Annotated in this window: 20 protein-coding genes; 7 read left to right on the top strand and 13 right to left on the bottom strand. The window is 35.4% G+C overall.

Features of this window, described 5'->3' with window-relative positions; genetic code table 11:
• Window positions 1–147: 147 nt before the first annotated feature.
• The 4 genes from AC1M9L_RS03805 to thiE form a co-directional block, all read right to left on the bottom strand.
• Window positions 148–858 (bottom strand): acyl carrier protein, encoded by a 711-nt coding sequence (locus AC1M9L_RS03805; protein WP_481591380.1) that lies wholly within the window; start codon window positions 856–858, stop codon window positions 148–150.
• Between the two features lie 7 nt (window positions 859–865).
• Window positions 866–1,282: a GlcG/HbpS family heme-binding protein gene (locus AC1M9L_RS03800; protein ID WP_035267160.1), complete on the bottom strand. Its 417-nt coding sequence runs from the start codon at window positions 1,280–1,282 to the stop codon at window positions 866–868.
• Between the two features lie 89 nt (window positions 1,283–1,371).
• A complete protein-coding gene (gene hemL / locus AC1M9L_RS03795; RefSeq protein WP_481591379.1) occupies window positions 1,372–2,670 on the bottom strand; it encodes a glutamate-1-semialdehyde 2,1-aminomutase in 1,299 nt (432 codons plus the stop codon).
• 31 nt (window positions 2,671–2,701) lie between these two features.
• Complete coding sequence (gene thiE, locus AC1M9L_RS03790) at window positions 2,702–3,322, bottom strand: thiamine phosphate synthase (protein ID WP_481586403.1); 621 nt, start codon at window positions 3,320–3,322, stop codon at window positions 2,702–2,704.
• 1,224 nt (window positions 3,323–4,546) lie between these two features.
• On the opposite strand from thiE, the gene AC1M9L_RS03785 reads away from it, so the two are divergent.
• On the top strand, window positions 4,547–4,744 hold the full coding sequence (locus AC1M9L_RS03785; RefSeq protein ID WP_481588997.1) for a hypothetical protein: 198 nt from the start codon (window positions 4,547–4,549) through the stop codon (window positions 4,742–4,744).
• A 100-nt stretch (window positions 4,745–4,844) separates the two neighbouring features.
• Here the strand turns inward: AC1M9L_RS03785 and AC1M9L_RS03780 are convergent, their stop codons facing one another.
• Window positions 4,845–5,519, bottom strand: a complete 675-nt coding sequence (locus AC1M9L_RS03780) for an HAD family hydrolase (RefSeq protein WP_481591378.1) — start codon at window positions 5,517–5,519, stop codon at window positions 4,845–4,847.
• A 294-nt stretch (window positions 5,520–5,813) separates the two neighbouring features.
• Window positions 5,814–6,194, bottom strand: coding sequence for an Mpo1-like protein (locus AC1M9L_RS03775; RefSeq protein ID WP_180028595.1), 381 nt, complete (start codon window positions 6,192–6,194; stop codon window positions 5,814–5,816).
• 215 nt (window positions 6,195–6,409) lie between these two features.
• Here AC1M9L_RS03775 and AC1M9L_RS03770 point away from each other — a divergent pair, with 215 nt between their 5' ends.
• Complete coding sequence (locus AC1M9L_RS03770) at window positions 6,410–7,876, top strand: CYTH domain-containing protein (RefSeq protein ID WP_481591377.1); 1,467 nt, start codon at window positions 6,410–6,412, stop codon at window positions 7,874–7,876.
• Between the two features lie 39 nt (window positions 7,877–7,915).
• On the opposite strand, the gene AC1M9L_RS03765 is transcribed toward AC1M9L_RS03770, so the two are convergent.
• A complete protein-coding gene (locus AC1M9L_RS03765; protein WP_481591376.1) occupies window positions 7,916–8,563 on the bottom strand; it encodes a TetR/AcrR family transcriptional regulator in 648 nt (215 codons plus the stop codon).
• A gap of 135 nt (window positions 8,564–8,698) precedes the next feature.
• On the opposite strand from AC1M9L_RS03765, the gene AC1M9L_RS03760 reads away from it, so the two are divergent.
• The 3 genes from AC1M9L_RS03760 (at window position 8,699) to AC1M9L_RS03750 (ending at window position 11,618) form a co-directional block, all read left to right on the top strand.
• A complete protein-coding gene (locus tag AC1M9L_RS03760) occupies window positions 8,699–9,919 on the top strand; it encodes an MFS transporter (RefSeq protein ID WP_481591443.1) in 1,221 nt (406 codons plus the stop codon).
• A gap of 401 nt (window positions 9,920–10,320) precedes the next feature.
• Entirely contained in the window at window positions 10,321–10,545 is a 225-nt protein-coding gene (locus tag AC1M9L_RS03755) for a hypothetical protein (protein ID WP_180028591.1), read from the top strand.
• A 383-nt stretch (window positions 10,546–10,928) separates the two neighbouring features.
• Entirely contained in the window at window positions 10,929–11,618 is a 690-nt protein-coding gene (locus AC1M9L_RS03750) for an aspartate/glutamate racemase family protein (RefSeq protein WP_481591375.1), read from the top strand.
• Between the two features lie 170 nt (window positions 11,619–11,788).
• Here the strand turns inward: AC1M9L_RS03750 and AC1M9L_RS03745 are convergent, their stop codons facing one another.
• Together AC1M9L_RS03745 and AC1M9L_RS03740 are read right to left on the bottom strand one after the other, a co-directional pair.
• Window positions 11,789–13,498: an ATP-binding cassette domain-containing protein gene (locus AC1M9L_RS03745; RefSeq protein WP_481586408.1), complete on the bottom strand. Its 1,710-nt coding sequence runs from the start codon at window positions 13,496–13,498 to the stop codon at window positions 11,789–11,791.
• A gap of 144 nt (window positions 13,499–13,642) precedes the next feature.
• Window positions 13,643–14,275, bottom strand: a complete 633-nt coding sequence (locus AC1M9L_RS03740; protein ID WP_035268706.1) for a hypothetical protein — start codon at window positions 14,273–14,275, stop codon at window positions 13,643–13,645.
• Between the two features lie 115 nt (window positions 14,276–14,390).
• Between AC1M9L_RS03740 and AC1M9L_RS03735 the strand changes: the two genes are divergently transcribed.
• Window positions 14,391–14,780 carry a DUF3144 domain-containing protein gene (locus AC1M9L_RS03735; protein WP_092767127.1) on the top strand — a complete coding sequence of 130 codons (390 nt, stop codon included), beginning with the start codon at window positions 14,391–14,393 and terminating at the stop codon, window positions 14,778–14,780.
• Between the two features lie 141 nt (window positions 14,781–14,921).
• Entirely contained in the window at window positions 14,922–15,986 is a 1,065-nt protein-coding gene (locus AC1M9L_RS03730; protein ID WP_481588990.1) for an amidohydrolase family protein, read from the top strand.
• A 53-nt stretch (window positions 15,987–16,039) separates the two neighbouring features.
• Here AC1M9L_RS03730 and AC1M9L_RS03725 read toward each other — a convergent pair whose 3' ends face one another.
• From AC1M9L_RS03725 to AC1M9L_RS03710, 4 genes are all read right to left on the bottom strand, one after another.
• Window positions 16,040–18,829 carry a M16 family metallopeptidase gene (locus AC1M9L_RS03725; protein WP_481591374.1) on the bottom strand — a complete coding sequence of 930 codons (2,790 nt, stop codon included), beginning with the start codon at window positions 18,827–18,829 and terminating at the stop codon, window positions 16,040–16,042.
• A gap of 72 nt (window positions 18,830–18,901) precedes the next feature.
• The gene (locus AC1M9L_RS03720) at window positions 18,902–19,729 is read right to left on the bottom strand and encodes a PhzF family phenazine biosynthesis protein (RefSeq protein ID WP_481591373.1); all 828 of its coding nucleotides are present in this window, start codon (window positions 19,727–19,729) and stop codon (window positions 18,902–18,904) included.
• Window positions 19,730–19,902: 173 nt separating this feature from the next.
• Window positions 19,903–20,028 (bottom strand): hypothetical protein, encoded by a 126-nt coding sequence (locus AC1M9L_RS03715; protein WP_257219857.1) that lies wholly within the window; start codon window positions 20,026–20,028, stop codon window positions 19,903–19,905.
• Window positions 20,029–20,132: 104 nt separating this feature from the next.
• Complete coding sequence (locus AC1M9L_RS03710; protein ID WP_035268717.1) at window positions 20,133–20,324, bottom strand: hypothetical protein; 192 nt, start codon at window positions 20,322–20,324, stop codon at window positions 20,133–20,135.
• Between the last annotated feature and the right edge of the window lie 122 nt (window positions 20,325–20,446).

Genomic DNA, 20,446 nt, shown 5'->3' with positions numbered 1-20,446 from the left:
GCAGATCGTGAAAACAAGGCGGCAATAATAGAAAGCTTAGCGATAAATTACAATCTTGAAATGGACAAACAGTGACGATTTTTCCGATATCTGATAGAAATTAAATCAATCTAACGATTCAAATGAATTAAGTTTTGTTTGTGACATCTAGCTGTCTTTTCTCAGGATAGGAAGCAATTGAGAAAGTGTGCAATTTTGCCCAAATGATTCAAAATCTATATGTGCGCCATTGGCTCTCCACAAGCCAATCAAACTCACCATTGCGACCGAATCTAAGCCATAGCGTCTTAAATCTTGAAATGGATCAATTTCTAAAATATCGAATTCGAGGTATTCAGCAATAGACAGCAATATACCCTTTTCAGAAAGAATAAATGAGGACGGCGCACTCAATTCCAGCATTCGAATCATGGCAGAGGTGTTCATATGATGAATACCTTGTTCTACACAGTTCTCAATCCACTGTAAATGTTGGCTCTTCGTTTCTACATGAACAGCATCGTTCACCACACAAATTTGAGGAGTAATCGAAATGATATGCTGTAAAAGTTGCTTTATAGGTGAATTGATCATGCCAGACACAATCAGTTGTTTTTTTTCTGCCAGTAATTCACCCAACTGCGCTACTTTAGAAAATGATTGCTGCTCTTCAATTTCAATCACTTCAATATCTAAAGCCTGCGCTTTTTTAATTAAGCGATTTAAATGAATTAATAATTCTTGATGTTGGTCATTGCTATATTCAGCTAAACGTTGAAATCCAAAAACCACCAAGACGCATTGTTCAGCTTCAATGGACCACTTTGCCAAACTCGCGCTGAGTTCAATTTTTTTGGGTGGTGTATAAAAATATGACATTGCCACTCTAATCAGCTAAAGCCAAGAAAACTTCAATGGCATGCAGCGCAATTTCAGCATCTTCAAAAGATTTAGCACCTGAAACTCCCACGGCTCCCACCAATTGCCCTTGATAAATAATGGGTTCCGCACCTTCTAACATTCCCGACAATGAGTGAACAGTCAGAAAACCCAATTGCCCATCTTTGATCAGCTCTTCAAAAATTTGAGATGGGTGGCGGCTCAAAGCTGAACATTTTGCTTTTTCAGCTGACAAATTCGCAGTCATCGGAGATGCACCATCCATGCGTTTCATTGCAAGTAAACTTCCAGTTTCATCTACAACAGAAATACTGACATTCAACTTTTTATCAATCGCATATTGTTGCGCACGCGTCAGTAAGAACTCCGCGTCTTCTAAAGTTAAATAATGTTTTAATTTCATTTCTATTTTAAGTCCGTGAATTTTATACGTGCAAAAAAGCCTACAGTATTTACACTGTAGGCTTATGTTAATAGATTTTCAAAAAAATTCTATTTTAAACGCGCAAATACATTCTTAGCTGCTTGAATAGTGAACGCAATATCTTCATCGGAATGCGCACTTGAGATAAAGCCGGCTTCAAAAGCAGAAGGCGCTAAATTTACACCTTCATCCAACATGCCATGGAAGAATTTACGGAACATTTCAACATCGCATTTCAACATTGAATCAAAGCTTGTGATGTCTTCTTGATCAGTGAAATACAATCCAAACATACCTCCAACCTGTTGAGTCTTAAATGGTATACCTGCTTCATCTGCGGCAGTCTGTAAACCAACCAATAACTTTTCGAGCTGTGCAGTTAGATTTTCATAGAAACCTGGTTGACGAAGATGTTTAAACATCTCAATCCCAGCTCTCATTGCCAGCGGGTTACCTGACAAAGTTCCTGCTTGGTAAACTTTACCTAGAGGCGCAATACATTCCATCACCTCCCGCTTACCACCAAATGCACCTACAGGCAGACCTGCACCAATAATTTTACCTAGCGTAGTTAAATCAGGTGTAACGCCGTAGTGTGCTTGAGCTCCACCTAATCCCACACGGAATCCAGTCATCACTTCATCAATAATGAAGACTGAACCATGCTCATCACACACATCTCGAATGGCTTGCAAGAATCCATCAATTGGTTTAACCAAGTTCATGTTACCTGCAACAGGTTCAACAATAACACCCGCAATTTCGGAACCAAACTTAGCAAAGCATTCTTTTAAAGTCGCAATATCATTGTATGGAAGCGTCAAAGTATGTTTTGCAAAATCAGCAGGAACACCCGCTGATGTCGCCTCGCCTTCACCACTTGTGAGTAGACCAGAACCTGCTTTCACTAAAAGTGAGTCTGAGTGACCATGGTAACAGCCCTCAAACTTAACAATCTTGTCACGACCTGTATACCCACGTGCAAGACGAATCGCAGTCATTGTTGCTTCTGTCCCTGAGTTGGTCATACGTACCAATTCAATTGACGGCATAATTTCACAGATAATATCTGCCAATGTCGTTTCATGCACTGTAGGTGCACCAAAACTTAGACCATCAACAGCGGCGTCTTGAACAGCTTTAATGATCGCAGGGTGTGCATGTCCTAAAATCATTGGTCCCCATGAACCAACATAATCCACATAGCGTTTGCCATCTACATCGTACAGGTAGGCACCTTGAGCTTTTTCAATAAATACCGGCGTACCGCCTACACCATTAAAAGCACGTACTGGTGAATTCACACCACCAGGAATATGTTTACTGGCTTGTTTAAATAATTGTTCTTGCTTAGGAGATAAACTCATGAAAATCACTCAACTCGAAAAAGTAAAAAATTTAAGCTTGTTTAGCAAATAGCTCTGACCAGTCGTAAACACGTTGACCAACAGTTGACATAGACCGACCCAATACATCGCTAATGACAGCACAAAGATCTGCTCCAGCAGCAATCACTTCAGCGCCATTTTCAACCGTCAAACCTCCAATCGCGCAAATAGGTACATTTAATTTTGCTTTTGCAGCTTTTAATGTTTCTAAACCAATATTACCTGCTTCAGGTTTGCTTTGTGTCGCATAAATTGCGCCGAAGGCTACATAATTTGCGCCGTCTGCGATCGCTTGCTCAGCTAGTTCAATAGAATTATTACAACTACGTCCAATTAAGACGTTTTTTGGCAATCTTTCCACAGCCTCTTGGATTGAACCATCATCTTGACCAAGATGCACACCCACGCCATATTTGACTGCGGCCTCTAAATCATCATTGATGACAAAAGGAACCTTATATTGATTACACATATTCTTCATGTATTCAATTTCATAAGCTTGATCTTCTTTCGCAACGTTTTTACGACGATACTGAAGTACTGCAACTTCATAAGTTGCCATCGCTCCTTCAAGCTTTGCTAATAGAAGTTCAATAGGATCATCGTTGGTGATTAAATACAAACCGCGCATAAAGAATAACTCTAGGCAAATACTAAAAATTTAAAACATTATAGGACAAAGCCTTGGAAGAACACATTGATAAAATGTAGAAATTAACAGGCTCTATTGTTGACTAAGCGTGTTAAAGATATTGATTGAAATGAATTTGTGAAATTTAATCCAAGAAAATTTGACTAATCATTCGAAGCTAATTGCTGGATAGACCTTTTTGGCAAAATATGACAAAAATTAATCAAAATCGAAATTTCATCTATTTTATATTTTTTCAAGCTCAAATTCATCCACAAGTTCTGTGGCCAACTCTTGGGATAAATATTGAGGTTTAATTGAATATTTAAAATATATATAAGAAAAAATAGATGTTTATGAGAATTTTAATTTTATTATTAGCTAATAATTTCGCTCATGCAGAAATGATTTTTTAAACATGACAAAGAAGGGTTTGTTGATCGCTCTTGGTATGAAGCTGAAAATCAAATTATTGAAAGAAAGCTTTCAGCACAAGCTCCTAGTGAAAAAATTTATGAACTAAGACAGAGATTTAAAGTCATTGACTCAAATACGCTTGAATATATTCCATATAGTTCTTCGAAAGACACGCTTATGTACATAAAGGAAGTTTGCGAAAAAAGAGAGATGTTACCTGCGAAGGAGCCCATACTTGGCATTAGTTATAGACGAATCAGTATGAAAACACCTTTTGGCATGTCATGTACAGCAAATGATTAAGAGATTCCCTTTTAAGATTAGGAGGCAAATAAAATATTATTAAAAATCATAAATTTATGTATAAAAATAATAGTAAGGACTTAGTAAATGTAATTATTGAAAAGTAAATAACGATTTATCTAATTAAACCACTTTCAGTGAAAATTTTCTGACACGAGTAAAGAAAGTCAAATTGAATTTATTTGTTTTAAAGAAAATTTAGTAAATATTTATTTTGATTTTGAAGAAATTTCGGTAGTACTAGATGGCAAAGACATTACGTCCGACTATCCAGTAAAGAAAATAGATAGCAGAAGAATATTTGAATTATACAAACCGCTTACATGTGTAAGGTGTAGTTAAAAAAGATGGTGTTGCACTTCAAATGCTAATCTAAGATTTATGAAACAGATCTATATGTTCTAAAAAGTTCTTATTTGAACAACAATACACCATATAATTGAATAATTCAGGATCTCAACGTAATATTATTTATATCCTAACCAATATGTATAGAAGAGAAAAATGGATCAATTAAAAAAAATAAATGATGATTTGCATCAAGCCGCCATATTATTAGACAGTATTCCTAGTAAGATTCAATCAGATCCATCACTAGAAAATAGAGAAAATATATTACTGATAGGAAAAGCTCTAAGTCATATTTTTGAACTCCAAAATAATATTTATAAAATTCGACCTGATTTAAAAAACTTAGGATGAGCTCTATTATGTTAAATAGTCGAATTTAATTATCTGATTCATCACTTAATCCATTCAATTCTATAAAAAAAGTTATCATATGAGTTAATTTTATCATTCATCATACGCCCTCTTTATTTATTCTATTGATAGCCAGCTCTAATTCATCATAATGATGAATACTCTCATCTGTAATAGGTTTTTTTAGTATTTGATTTGGGTGAAAAAAAATAGTTTTCATACCAACATTTTTTGCACCTTCTATATCAGCTTTAGGATTGTCACCAATAAAAATACAATCAGAAGGTGAACAATTTAACTGGTTACAAGCATAAGCAAATATTTTTTTATCGGGCTTTCTTAAGCCAATCGCTTCTGAAACTATGATAGTCGAGAAATATTCGGTAAGACCTAAAGCATAAAAATTATGTTCCTGAAATGGGCTTTTTCCATTGGAGACTAACCCAATCTTATATCCCTTTTGATAAAGATCTGAAATGACTTTTTGGACGTCATCAAAACCAATTGAAAATTTATTGAAATCAGTAATGTAAGAATTAAGTAATTCATCAACAGTAAATTTTTTTATATTAAAATCTTTGATTAATTGACTGTAAACGATATCTTTCCAAACATTTCCATTATCATCCAATTCAATAAATTTTTTTATAAATGCATCTTTTAGTTCTTGTGGTACTAATTGGAAAAAATTTACTTGCCAACTTATAAAACGAATAAGTGACTCATTCCTATTCAAAATAGTTTGATCCAAATCAAACAGAAGTATGTTTCGCATTAAAAATACTCACTCTCATAATAAAAGTTCTATATATAGTTCATCTTCTTTTTTTCAGTATTATTTAAATTAACATAATATGTATTATATGCGGTTTATCAGAATAATACCGTTAACTCATCTAACTGAATACGTTAATTTTTTATTTAATCCCAATATTTATAATTTGGATTTATTCATTGGATGTTAAGCCTCTCCAGCTATCATATAATCATATTTTTGTGTAGCTTTCTTAAAACATTTCATGACAAAAAAAGCCCAGAATCTGCTGAGCTTTTTTAACAATATATAAATTTAGCTATCAATTTTATCAAATTTACGATCTTTCAAACTCAAGTTTCCGCGCAAAATATCCGATAACATTCTCCAGTCTGAAATAAAGCTATACAACGGTTGTTTAAAGCTTGCTGGCTTATTTTTTTCAAAAACAAAATGCCCCACCCACGCGCATGCGTAGCCTGAAACTAATCCGTAGACCAGATATTTAGCTTTACGCTGACGAATCGCTTGAGTAAAAAAATAAATACCGATTGAGCTACCTGCTGCATGTAAACGACGACTCATAATGCTGCGGTGTTCAGTCAAATAAAAACGATAAAATTCTGAGTAATTCTTGATGGGTAATTGAAATTTAGCTTCTTCTTGCGATGAAGATGGCTCTACATAAGCATTCATTGTTGTATTCCTGTCCTTTTTTTGACCACCATAATTCAAAAAATCGCACTTGAAAAGCTTATCTTACAAATATTGTGATTAATCATTCATTCAAGTAAATGTAAGTGAATTGTCAAGATTGTGGTTCTAACTGAATCAGTTACAATCCCCTTTAAATTAAAAGGCAATCAAATGTCTTACTTCTACGAAAATGATTGATCGATTAGGAAAATCACATGCTTGAAATTGAATTAAAGTTTCAGATCCCAGAAGCTCGACGGAATGCGATTTTAAAAGCAATCGATCCAAAAAAGTCTGAACTCATTCAAATGCAAGCAAAGTACTATGACACTCCAGATCGCCTACTCTCTCAGCATGGGATAGCCATTCGACAACGTCTTGAAAATACCAATTGGGTTCAAACCCTAAAAGCGACGAAAAGTAAAAGCCATTTACACCGTTTCGAACATAATCATGATTTAGGTAATCTTGAGGCTGCACCGAATTTAGATCTATCTATTTATTCAGATGATTCCGAAGCTTATGAGGTCTTAAATGACGCATTGAAAGGTGATTTTGACCAATTAGTCTTGCAGTTTGAAACAGACATTCAACGTACAGTTCGAGTGATTAGCTTTGAAGATGCCGAGATTGAAGTGAGTCTAGATATTGGCGTTGTACGATCAGATGATCGAGAACATGAGATTCATGAAGTAGAGTTTGAACTCAAACAAGGAAAAGTTGAAACATTACTAGCGTTTAGTTTTGAGTGGGTCAAAAAATATCAACTTTGGCTAGACGTTCGAAGTAAGGCTGAGTTTGGTAATTTATTGGTTTCAAATTTAGTTGTAAGCCCAGCGCGAACTGAAAAAGAATGGATCGTTGCAAAAAAAGAAAGCGCAGAAAAAACGATTCGAATGATGATCGGTCACCATATGCAACATTTGCTGCCGAATATTGCTGCGATTTCTGCGGAAGTGGCTGAACAGGAACACATCGAACAAGCACATATTGCTTTGAACTATTTGTTTTTAAGTCTATCTATTTTTAAAGACTGGACATCAAAGAGCACAGATAAATGGGCACATCAGTTATCTGCATTTAAAAGTCATTTTGAAAACCTAAAACATTATGAGCATATGCAACACACCTTAGGTGCTATTCTGCAAAACCCTAAAACTGCTGAAATGCTCAGCAAAGATGTGCTCTACGCCCGAGAAAAATTAAACAACTTAGTCAAATCTACCCAAAACGTTCAACACTATCTTGAACTTTTGAGTTTTAGTTTAGGCAATTCTAAGAAGGTGCAAACCCAAGACCTCAAAACCTATGCTCAAAATACGCTTCAACAACAGTATAAAGTTTTACAGGAATGTCTAAATGAAGCTGATTCCTCTAACTTTGAAAGTCTTGACCAATTGGCAATACATTTAAGTGAATTAAGATTCAGTTTCCCAGTCTTAACACAAATTTTTGATGTGAAAAATTTACAAAAATACGGCAAGGCGCTTAATGATGCACATTATGCAGCTGAACAATATCAAGTATTATCTTCCTCATCATCCTACTTACAGCAAACAGAATTAGAAGCCAGTGACTGGTTCGCCTTAGGTTGGTTGACGGCAAAGCAAGAAATTTACGCTGAAAAACTTTTGGAAGCGACTGAACAATTCCTAGTCAGTCGAAAATTTATCAAGTCATAAAATTCAAGTCAGAACTTTTCGTCAATGAGAAGTTCTGACTTAAAAACAATCCCAAGTTTGCATCGCCATGTGTACAACGCTTTCCAATTGTTCAAAAGTTGCGCCATCACGTGCTTGCAAGCTTAGCCCTTGTAAAATCGTAATATAATAATCTGTCATTGCCTGAATATTAGTTTGTGCACTAATTTCACCTGAGGCTTGGGCAGCTAATAATTTTTCAATTAAATTCGATTTAGATAGCTGTCTTTTTTCCGAAATTGATTGTTGTATTTGTTGATTTTGAATCGAACAGTTCATTGTCGACACGACCAACATACATCCTTTTGGTTTGTCTTCTTGCACCAGTCGTTTTAGATTTTCAATCAAATAGAGTTCCATTGCTAATTTTATGTAATGTGCCTGTTTAAAAATCATTTCCATCGAGCATGATTCATGCTTGAGATAATAGTCAATGCAACGATTAAAGAGCTCAGATTTATCACCATACGTACTATAAAGACTAGGTGCAGTGATTCCCATGGCGAATGTTAAGTCACTTATTGACGTGGCTTCATAACCGTATTTCCAAAATAGTGTCATGGCTTTTTCAAGTGCTTGTTCTTCATTAAAACACTTAGGACGTCCGCGCCCCTTAGATATTGATTTGACACTATCCATTTGATTTATTGGCTTTGAACTTTCATGCATATTCAACCCAATTAATTTTATAATGATCGTTAATAAATTAATTGACCCAGATCTTAAATTCAAATATTTTATTTTTATAACAATCATTATGAAATTATTTTCAAGGAGCGTTGGTCAATGAAATCTGAATCTCATATGACTGAAACCGATGTTCATTCTCCATCTCCTACAGAAAATCAAGGAAATTGGTTTGCTGTTATTACACTTTCCATCACCGCTTTTATATTAGTGACCAGTGAGTTTCTCCCTATTGGTGTGCTCAATGCAATCGCACTAGATCTCAACATTTCAGTCGGTACTGCTGGCCTGTTCATTACCCTTCCAGGCATGATGGGTGCTTTCGCAGCACCGCTTATCTCGGTCTGGGTGAAGCAACTTGATCGACGCTATTTATTAATCGCACTCACAGCGGTCATGGTCATTGCAAATTTCATTACGAGCTATTCAGAAAGTTTCACTTGGATTCTATTGAGTCGTTTTTTCTTGGGTATCGCGATAGGCGGATTCTGGGCAACTGCAATCGCCTTAAGTGGTCGTGTTGCACCTCCTCACCTACCCATCGCCAAAGCAACAGCTATCGTCATGGCTGGCGTGACTCTGGCAACTGTGCTGGGTGTTCCGGTTGGAACATGGCTAAGTGAAATTTACGGTTGGCGTAATGCTTTTATGATCACCTCAGTGATTGGTGCCATTATTCTGTTATTTGAGATTAAATTCCTACCGAAATTACCGCCGACTTCAGCTATTCAATATAGTGATTTACCCGCATTGTTTCGAGATCCAAAAGCTCGTAAAGGGTTAATCATTGTTTTATTTATCGGATTAGCGCATTTTTCAACATACAGTTACTTGGCGCCATTCTATAAAAATGAAGCAGGATTTGATGGTTCAACCATCAGTTCATTACTTCTTATTTATGGAGCAGCAGGCTTCTTAGGCAATGCATTCTCAGGTTATAGCAGCAATATCAATGTCCGCTATACGCTTTTTGCTGTTGCATTGTGTTTAGCAATCGTATTCCTTACATTCCCGGTTTATGCCAAATTCTTACTTGGTGCATATATTCTTACAGCATTATGGGGTTTTGCTTTTGGTGCCTTTCCTACGACAGCCAATATTTGGATGTTTTTACATGCGCCACATGCGGTTGAAAAAGGGATGCCTCTTTTTGTCAGTATGTTCCAAATCATGATTGCAGCAGGCGCTTTATTTGGTGGTTTTATGGTAGATCACTTCAATACCAGTACCTTAATTTACAGTGTATTGATTTTTATCTCTTTAGCTGTAATTGCTGTATTCACTCATAGTCGAGGTTTGAATAATCCTAAAGCTCAGCAATGTACATCAATTAGTTGAGTTAAGTTAAGTTGAGTTGAGTTGAGTTGAGTTGAGTTGAGTTGAGTTGAGTTGAGTTGAGTTGAGTTGAGTGTAATTTTTTACGCTCAATTCTTAAATAATTCTATGAAATATAAACTCATTTCGTTGAGTGAAATCAATTTATAAAATTAACCCACTCAATTCTCAACCATCATTCGACTCGAGCTATGCACTAATCTGGTGACATTTGCACAAAAATGATGAATTTTTTCATGAAAAATCCGTTAATCACTCCTCCATATTATTAATTATACCTAAATTATATATTTATCATTATTTATTAGTTGGCATACAAAATGCATTCATTATGATGAGTCTATCGTTTAACGCTAGTTATTCGATTTACTTGAAAATAAAATCAAACATGAATGGTGAATACAATGAATAATTCAAATCCAACAACTTTAAAAGAACTTACATTAGATGAAATTGAAGCAGTATCTGGTGCAGGTTTAGTGACTAATTTGCTTGGTACTGTCGGCTCTCTTGTAGGATTAAAAGATCCTTTAGTGAAAATTGGCACTGGCGTAAATGAAACACTTAATGGAACAATTGATTCACTAGGATTAGGTGTATTAAAAGGTGTTGTAGACACGTTGATTTAATTTTAAAAATCTTATGAACAATAGACTTTTTAATCTTTCGAATCACTCATCAAAAGGCTCATGAATGAGCCTTTTGATTGATATCCTACAAGATTTTGAACTAGAATGCTCTATACATGGATTGTTCAGCAATACAATAATTTTCCTCTATTTATGGCATCTAAGGTCGGGGTTAATGTGAATTCTTCCGATGAGAAACTTACTCAACCATAAGATTGGTAAATTCTGCTGCTAAACTTATATACATTCATCCCTAAAAATACACATCAAAAGCTGAACTTTTCTCACTTTGATTAAGTCATTATTTTAAAAAGTAGCAATTTCATACTCGATAATTTTCATTATATTGATAAATTAAATATTTAATTTTTAAAGGTGCGAACTTGAAGACAATTGGTTTATTAGGTGGAATGAGTTGGGAGTCGACTGATTTGTACTATCAACAAATCAATAAGATGGTTCAAACGAAACTTGGCAAGTTACACTCTGCTAAGGTTATTCTTATTAGCGTTGATTTCGCTGAAATTGAGGAATTACAACGCAAAGGATTATGGGAAGATGCAGGAATCTATTTAAGAGATCAAGCCATACAATTAGAAAAAGCAGGTGCAGATGGCATAGTACTTTGTACAAATACAATGCACAAAGTAGCAACTTATATTGAGGAATCAACCAACATACCATTTATTCATATAGCAGATGCGACAGCCATGGAAATCATGAGCCAGAAAATTACAAAAATTGGGCTGCTTGGTACTGCATTTACGATGGAACAAGATTTTTATAAAAGCAGATTGGAGGAAAAAGGACTTAAAGTAATAACACCTAATAAAGCGAGTAGAAAAATTGTTCATGATATTATTTACAACGAATTATGTTTAGGAATAATTAGCGAAGCTTCGCAAAAGAAATATATTCATATTGCCGAAGAATTAATATCTTCTGGCGCTGAAGGAATCATTTTAGGATGCACTGAGATTTGTATGCTTATAGGAGATCTAAAATTCTCAGTCCCACTATTTGATACAACTTCTATTCATGCGCAAGCAGCTGTAGATTTTGTATTATCATAAATATTTCATAGCATAAACATCATTCAGCTCACGCTAAAAAATATTTAACTGACATCAAAATCTATCATCAAGTACTTGAATCGTTGCTCATGACTAAATTTAATCAAATAAATACATATTTTTAAAAATCGCTTTTTTTTGAATGATATTCATGCCAGAACAATCATCATTTAATCCTCATTCTTAGAATTTAAAATGATGTTGAAATCAATAATTTCATCAGCAATTTCTGTCGCCATACGTTCATGAGAAATCATAATGACTGTTTCAACTCGCTCTTGAATAAATTTTAAAATTTTCGAACTTGTTTTCTCATCTAAGGCTGCTGTAGGTTCATCTAAGATCAGGAACTTTGGTTGTTTTAGTAATGCACGAATGATGTTCAATCGTTGTTTTTCACCACCAGAAAAATTTTTATAAATTTCTTGTATATCATCGTCTAACTCAATTTGATTTTTTTCCAGCAAATGGAGTAAATCAAACTCTTTTAGCCAATGTTTAAGCTCCTCATCAGAATATTTGATCTCAGTATTTTGAATCAAATTTTGTCTTAATGAGGTTGAATAAACGATCGGAGTTTGGCTGACCACAGCAATCTGATCAAATATCTTTTCTGAAAATACTGAAGTGATCTCTAAATTTCTAAAGAATAGTCGTCCAGATTTGATCTTTTCTATTCCCACCAAATAATTGAGGAAACTTGATTTTCCAATACCTGTTCGACCTTGAATTAAATATATTTTTCCACACACGATGTCTAAATTAAAATTTTCAATCGTCTGCTGACCTAGATCAAATGTCACATTTTGAAATGAATACGCCACCTCACTTTCTTTCTGTTCCTCAGCTGTTAGATCATTCGTACTGAATGACTCATGTTCCAATTCAAAATATTCTAGGTACTGATCAATAGCCACAATATGACCTTTCAAATGAATGATATTTTGAGACATCATCATTAAAGGAATGGTTAAACCTATAATATAGGTACTGACTAAAACAAAATCACCTGAACTAAAACTTTGATATTCAAACATATAGACTGATAAAACCATGAATACCAAAAGAAAAAATGACACAAATAACAGTTGATATATCATGAGATACTGAAGTTTTTTATAGGTATCCTGAGTCTTTATTTTATAGTCATCGATTCTGCGGCTAAACTCTTCAAATTCGTAATATTTCGAATGACTGAGTTTGATATCATAACTTTGTTGGAGTTTTTCAATCACAAATTGATTCAGTTGATTTCGAGCACCATACATAATCGTAAAGATATCTTGTGTCTTAAAGGTAATGATGAGCGATAAAGCAACTGTACAAGCTGAGAATACGAAAAAATACACACCAAATTCAAGATTGATCGTATTTCCGAGCACATACACCATACCTAAGATTTTAAATACCGTAGGTACAATGACAAAAAATATAGTAAAAATAATTGTACCAAGTGCTTCACTGCCACGAATTAGATTTGCATTAAATACACCGATATCTTGTTGTCGTTGATCTTTTAATTTCAAATCAAGAAAATTAAATACTCCAGCTTTAAGCATGGATGCATCAACATTTCTGATCATCATAGACATGGCAAAATTATTTATATTCTTCATCCCCTCATTGATAAACCAAGCGAGTGCATAAGCAACGGCGAATAAATAGAGCAGATGAATTTGAAAAAAGTCTTGAATCGAATAGTAATGATCAGGTTCACTGGTCTGGTCAATCAGCAGCTTAAACAAATACGGTAAACCAACACTCGTACCAATAATTAAAATTTGAAGTATGGCTAAAACGAAGAATACACTTAATCCATTTTCATCATGTTGACGGAATAACATCCACGCCTTTTTAAATTGTTTAATCTTTTCAGTCATCATTCTTTAAATTAGTTATTTTTTGTGATGACTATTTTAAACAATACTAATCAATAAGTTTGGATATTGATCGTAGAAGCTTTGTACTTATAAAGTAGCTAATCATTGATTCTAATGTCTAAAAACTAAGTTCAATCAGCTCAACTAACGATATTTACCATAAATACGCCACGTGTTGTTATCCGCCAATGGATCGCTATATGAGTCATTTCGTTGCTTACGTGGTTTATCGCGAGCATCAACCAACTCGAAATGAGGCTCAACACTTAAGACAATACCATTTACATAAAAACGTGTTCTCGTATATTCACTTTGCCCATGCTGAAATACATAAGTTCTTAAATCTATAAATTCGCGATGCGCAACTAATGCAGCAGTGTCATCATGATCCAACCAACGACTCATTGCCAAAACTTGTTCAGGTTCAAACTGTCCACACTTCTCTAATACACTAGCAATACCACGAAAAGTCTTTGATTCCTTTGCACGTGTTTTGTTAATGCGAATTCGGTCTACATGAAAATAAAACAGCGGTAAATTTAGATGACTCGGTAAATGAATGGCATCTAAAACCTCATCTTCCATAAAAGGTTGAAATAAATCTTGTGCCCTTTCGATTAGACCTGTCCACTGCTGGTAATAAGCAGCTACTTGCTCTTTGCTTCCATAATAAATGGGAAGACCTTCGACATTCGCAAGATCAACAGGTGGCCAAATATTCTGTCTCAGTAACGCAATATCACTTTTTAAACTTTGAACTGCGATAGCATCTTGCATAGAAAAGCTCATAAAAAAATTACTTAGGCTATTTTTAGATTAAGTGAAAGGTTTAGTTTATGCAAGCCTTTGCCTATAATAGTGCTTGAATTAAGTTATTTATTAGGAACAATTCATGGTTCAAAAGATTCAAGCGACTGATGTCACTGAAGAAGAAGCATTGAATGCGATTTTCTTCGAACGTGCTGATGAATTTATTAAGCAAGCCAATGAATTTTGCCGTGTTGAAAAAGGTTCTACTGTTAAACCAGCCGATGCTCGTGGTCAAGTCAGTGCTGCGATGCTATTTGGTACTGCTCGTTTTAATACATGGGTTGCTGCCAATAACTTTAAAGATGGCAATGAAATGCGTGATGCTAAAGAACAAGTGATGTCTTATATCATGCAACAGTTTCATATGATGCTTGAAGATAATTATGACGAATACTGCGAACAGTTTGAGAACTACCTTCGCTTCCGTCGTAATGAAGAGTTTCATGCAAATAAACATGACCACGAACATTAAATAGATTTGCATTGTGTGCATTGGGCCTCCTATAGGGGGCTTTTTTAATGCTTAAACTCTAATATTCAAACGAAAATGCAATTCAAAAATTGATCAATTTCTCGTATGTTATTCTTATTGATGACTCAACTAAGGATAGCGATGAATCAACTCAACTTTCCCATCGTCGATGCCCATATCCATCAATGGGATCCTTATCACACACCGCATGCTGCCGCTTTAGCTGTTAAGCTTTTTGGAAAACATCCAAAAATATTGGATAAAGTCGTTCGTCTCGTAAAACCTAAAGATTTAATTGATACAGTAGGACTTACAGATTACATCACAGCACCCTATTTACCAGCGGATTACCACAAAGACATTGGACACTATACTGTGAGCCGTGTTGTACATGTCGAAGCCAGCTGGCATCATCAAAAAGGGACTGGCGTTGTAGAAGAAACGCAATTTATTCAGCAGCTTCCTTTTTCTCAAGAAAACATCAAATTGGCTGGAATCGTTGCAACAGCTGATCCTCGTGAAAGTAATTTCAAAAAAATTCTTAAAATGCATAAAAAGGCATCTCCGCATTTTCGTGGTATTCGAAAAATGGCTGCACATCATGAAGATCCTGGAATTCATGCATGGAACGATGATCCCCACCTCTACACTGATCGAAAATTTTTAAAAGGTTTTGAAGCCTTAGCCCAGTACAATTTAAGCTTTGATGCTTGGGTTTATTCTAGCCAGCTTAAAGATGTTATTGCTTTGGCAAAACGTTTTCCTGAGACTTCGATTGTCTTAGACCATTTGGGCACACCAGCAGGTTTATTCGGCCCAGTAGGTAAACACACAGGAATCACCCAAACTGCGCGAGACAATATCTATTTCCACTGGAAAGAAGATCTTGCAGAATTAGCTCAATGTCCGAATGTATATACAAAAATGTCTGGACTCTTCATGCCTGTTTTAGGTCATCAATTTCATACACGACGAACACTAGCATCTAAACAACAAATCATTGAATTGGTCTCTCCTATGATTATTCATGCTTTACAATGTTTTGGGCCTTATCGTGTCATGTTTGCATCCAACTTCCCGATGGATAAAGTGAGCACATCACTCACAAATATCATTGATGCCTTTAGCGACATTGTCGCTACCTATAATTCAGATGTTGTTGAACAGATATTTTGTAAAAATGCGCAGCAATTTTATAAGCTTTAAAAAAAAGGCTCATTCACGATCGAATGAGCCTTTTTGAATCGTACATTGTGGCTCTAAGTTTTAGGCTTTAAAATCATTTCAGGTTGTGGTTTACCATACTGATCTGCCATAACTTCAACCAAAAACTCAGGCTTAATATATTTTTTGATCACTGCATCTATATCTTGCTTCGTCAGTTTTGCAAATGCCTGATCTCGCTCTAGTCTTGAAAGCTGTGTTTTATTTTGCTCAAGCTGACTGTTCAATCCACGATGAATACGGCGCTCATCCTCTAAATTCGTGACACGCTGTTTCATAATATTGGCTTTAGCCGCTTCAAGCTCTTGCTCCGTCACACCATTCTTTAATAAGTCAGTGAATACTTTATGCACACCTTGAGAAACTTGAGCTGATTTTCCTGCTGCATAATTAGCACTTACACCTAGAGCACCAGCATTGATAAAATTATCCAAACTCAAACTACTTCCAAAGCTGTAAACCAACGCATTTTTTTCACGTAACTCCATGGCAAGGCGTGATGATAATTGTGACTCGCCTAGAATATGGCTCAACACATATAATGCTTCTGCATCAGGATGATTATTACCCACTGGAATGGCAATAACCGCTTGATAATTACCAAATTGACGCTGTTCAGCCAGCGCATGAACTTTTTGAGCAGGATAATCTATATGACTGCCCTGCAAACGTTGGTATGGTTCTTTTGTCTTAGACTGACCTAAAGATGAATTCAAATATTTCAGAATGGCTTTGTCATCAAAATCACCAGTCACCGATATTTGACCATTTTGAGTTGTAAAATACTTTTGGTACAAAGCTTTAATTTGATCATTGGTGATGGTTTCAATTTGCTGCTTTGCCAGCTTAGGTTCAAAATGATATCGCAAATCACCTGGTTCATATCGCTCTACGATTCTAGCGATAGTCAGTCCTGCAACAGTTTCAGGCTCTGTATATGGTCGATTTAATGACGACAATGTTTGCGATTTGATGAGGTCAAACTGACTTTGCTCAAATTTCGGATTATTCATAACGTCGACAATAAACTTGAAGAATTCTGTAAATTTTTCTTTCTTCGCAGATACGTTAATCACAATACCATTATCAACAGCTGAAGCAGATGCTCGACCACCCGCCTCGATTGATTTGTCTGCAATATCTTGCAGGCTATACTGCTCAGATGCTCTCAATAGCAAATAAGACATAAAGCCTAGTGCTTCACCTTGATGCTTGAGTGATTGTGCTGTCCCGAAATTTAAAGATATCGATGCGTAAGTTTTGTCATCGCGTGTTGACGTTGGGAATAGTGCATACTGCATCCCATTTTTCAAAGTACCACGCTTGATTTTTTTCTCTAACTTTTCAACATACTGTTTGGAATTTTTTAAGTGCTCAGCCACTTCAGCTTTATACACAGCTGGGTCTTTTAAAGGCTCTTCTTGAGTTGTCACTTGATCTAAAGTTTTTGATTCTTGCTCATGAGCGTCTAGCTCGAGTGCCTTTTTTTGATCCTCAGGCGTAGGTTGTATGTCTCCCGAAATACGATGCTCAGCAACCAAGAATTGATTTATTGCCTGATTAACCTGATCGACATTTAAACTTTGTATCTCTGCTTGGTCTTTAAAATATTTTGTCCAATCCCCATTGGATGAAACCACATAATCACTAATGAAACCACCCACAGAAGAGGCATTGGTCATCATGCTCTCTTGACCATTTTTAATCATGTTTTTGACACGATTTAATTCTGTTTCATTAAATTGATGCTTTTTCTCAATTCCTTTCTCTAGAGAAAGGGCAACTTTTTTCTCATCATGATTAGGAGCATACACTGCCCCCATAAAAACAAGATTAAAATCTGGTGTTAACCATGTCGTCGATTGAACCTGTGTAGCCGTACCTGTTTCTACAATATCTTTGTACAAGTGACCACTAGGTTGCATTGTAAATAAATAAGGTGCTAAAGCGAGTGCAGTCTGCGTTTTTTGCTGGGTGCCATTGAGATAAATATTGTATTTGCCTAAATCACTTCCCTTTTGCACGATAAATTGACGATCTTTGATCTTGGTCGAATCAAGCATTGGAACTTTGGTTGACTCAGGAATTTGACGCGCAGGAATTTGATTAAAATTTTTATCCACTGCTTTCAGGATATCCGTTTTATTAAATTTACCTGCAATCACTAGAACTGCATTATTCGGTGCATACCATTGTCGGTAAAATTGATTCAGTTCCTTCATGTTGATTGACTGAAGCTCAGTTAAATCACCAATCGGTAGACGACCTAGATACTGATTTCCGTAAGCAGATTTCCAAATTTGATCCATCAATACTGAAAAAGGTTGATCCATTCGAACCTCACGCTCTCGTTTTACGATTGCGATTTCTGACGGAACAAATTTTTCCTGAAGTACGAGCTTATCCATCCGCTCTGCCTCCAGATACAACATTTCATCAATGGCTTTTTGTTCTGGACGGATGACACTCATATACTGGGTAGAATAGTAGTCAGTCATCGCATTACTCATGAGCGTATGCTGATCTAGACGACGTTGAAACTCATCTCCTTTTACATTTTCTGTGCCTTTAAACGCGAGATGCTCAAGTAAATGTGCTAAACCACCTTTACCTTGTGGGTCATTCAAAGCTCCCGTTAAATACACCATATTCATAAAAATTTTATTTTCTTTAGGTATCGGTGCCAAAATCACCCGTAAACCATTTTCTAGTTTGTATTCTTCAATATTTTGTTCAGTCTTGACCAAAACAGGTTGTGCTAAACCGCTAGAACTGACCGCAACGATCATTAAAGTAAGTGAAAGTTTTTTAAAACGAGTTAGCATTGTTCTTCCAATTATTGATATAAAAAAATTGATCACACGCCTGACAAGGGTATGATCAATAGGGTTTATGCTTTAAAGGTAAATTTCAGCTTTCATATAAAGTTTGGCATAGCCAGAAATTTCAATTCTTTGATTCTCTTTAAGTTGGCAATACAACACGCCACCTCGTTCTGAGCTTTGAAAAGCAATAAGTTCTGTTTTATTCAATTTCTCAGCCCACAAGGGTGCTAATCCTGTATGCATAGAACCTGTTACAGGATCTTCATTGATGCCTTTATGTGGTGCAAAATAACGTGCCACATAATCATATTGTTCTGATGCTGCAGTTATAGCAATATCGGGATGATCGGATGCTGTAATACAAGTACTAACCTCATAAGCTTCAGCAATTGCATTAATATTGGCAAAATTAGGTTTGGCATCAAGCACATCTTGTTCACTTTCCAAGACTAAAATATAAGCTTGTTGATTTAGATAAATTTCCTTGATTGGACAATCAACCACTTCTTTTAATAACTCAGGAAACTCTTCAGTTAAATGAGGGATTCGAACAGGGAAATTCATTGTAATTTTTCCATCATCTTGTCGAGTGATGGTAAAAATTCCTAAATCTTTGACATGAAATTTAATTTTTTTCGCTTGAGTATACTCATTAAAAAGTACATAACTGCTCGCTAAAGTGGCATGACCACAAAAATCGACTTCAACTTTAGGTGTAAACCAACGGATTTCATAATTTTCATCATCAATAATTTTAACAAAAGCCGTTTCAGCCAAATTATTTTCAAATGCAATATTTTGCATGAGTGATGTATCAAGCCATTCTTCACTGACCACTACAGCTGCAGGATTCCCCTTAAACAACGCTGTAGTAAAGGCATCAACTTGATACATTTTCATAAATACACCCCTAATATTTCCAAACTTCTAATTGAGAATAATAATCTTTTATCATTTCAAATCATAGATTAATTTCAATCTTGACTATAAATTATTGCTTCACAAAGATTCGTTCATAAACTGTATATTTCTAATGATCTTCAATAAAAAAACCCTCACATGAGGGTCTTTTGCTATTTACGCTTTTTGAGCGCTTTCTTTAAATCTTTTAACTTAGATTCATGTTTAGAAATTTTCTTAAGTCTCGATTTAATTTGATCTTTCAAATCTTTAATTTTTAACTTGGACTTATTCGCCATATCTTATCTTCCTCGTGTCATTCACTTTAAATTGTTAATGCTTGAATTTACTGACAAGAATGGGCATTCATCCCTAAATTCCCATTCAATTCATGATTAATGGATTAACGATTTTGTTGATCTAAATCAGATTGCTGTTGTGATTGTTGACGGGACTGTTGCTGATTCTGCTGCTGTTGATCTTGTTGCTGTTGCTGCTGATTCGGTTGTTGTTGATGTGGCTGTTGACCTTGTTGACGTTGTTGGTGATTTTGTTGCTGTTGCTCATTTTGATCTTGATTGTATTGATTACTCATTTCATATCTCCATGATTATCAGTTTTTTGATACGGATCTTAAATTCTTTTTTACTTGAATTAGACCAGTACAAATAACAATAAACCTTTTGCACGAAACTGCGAGCATAGAGCTGTATCAAA

Source organism: Acinetobacter sp. ANC_7511, assembly GCF_056779975.1.
This window is presented reverse-complemented; position numbering and strand designations above follow the sequence as displayed.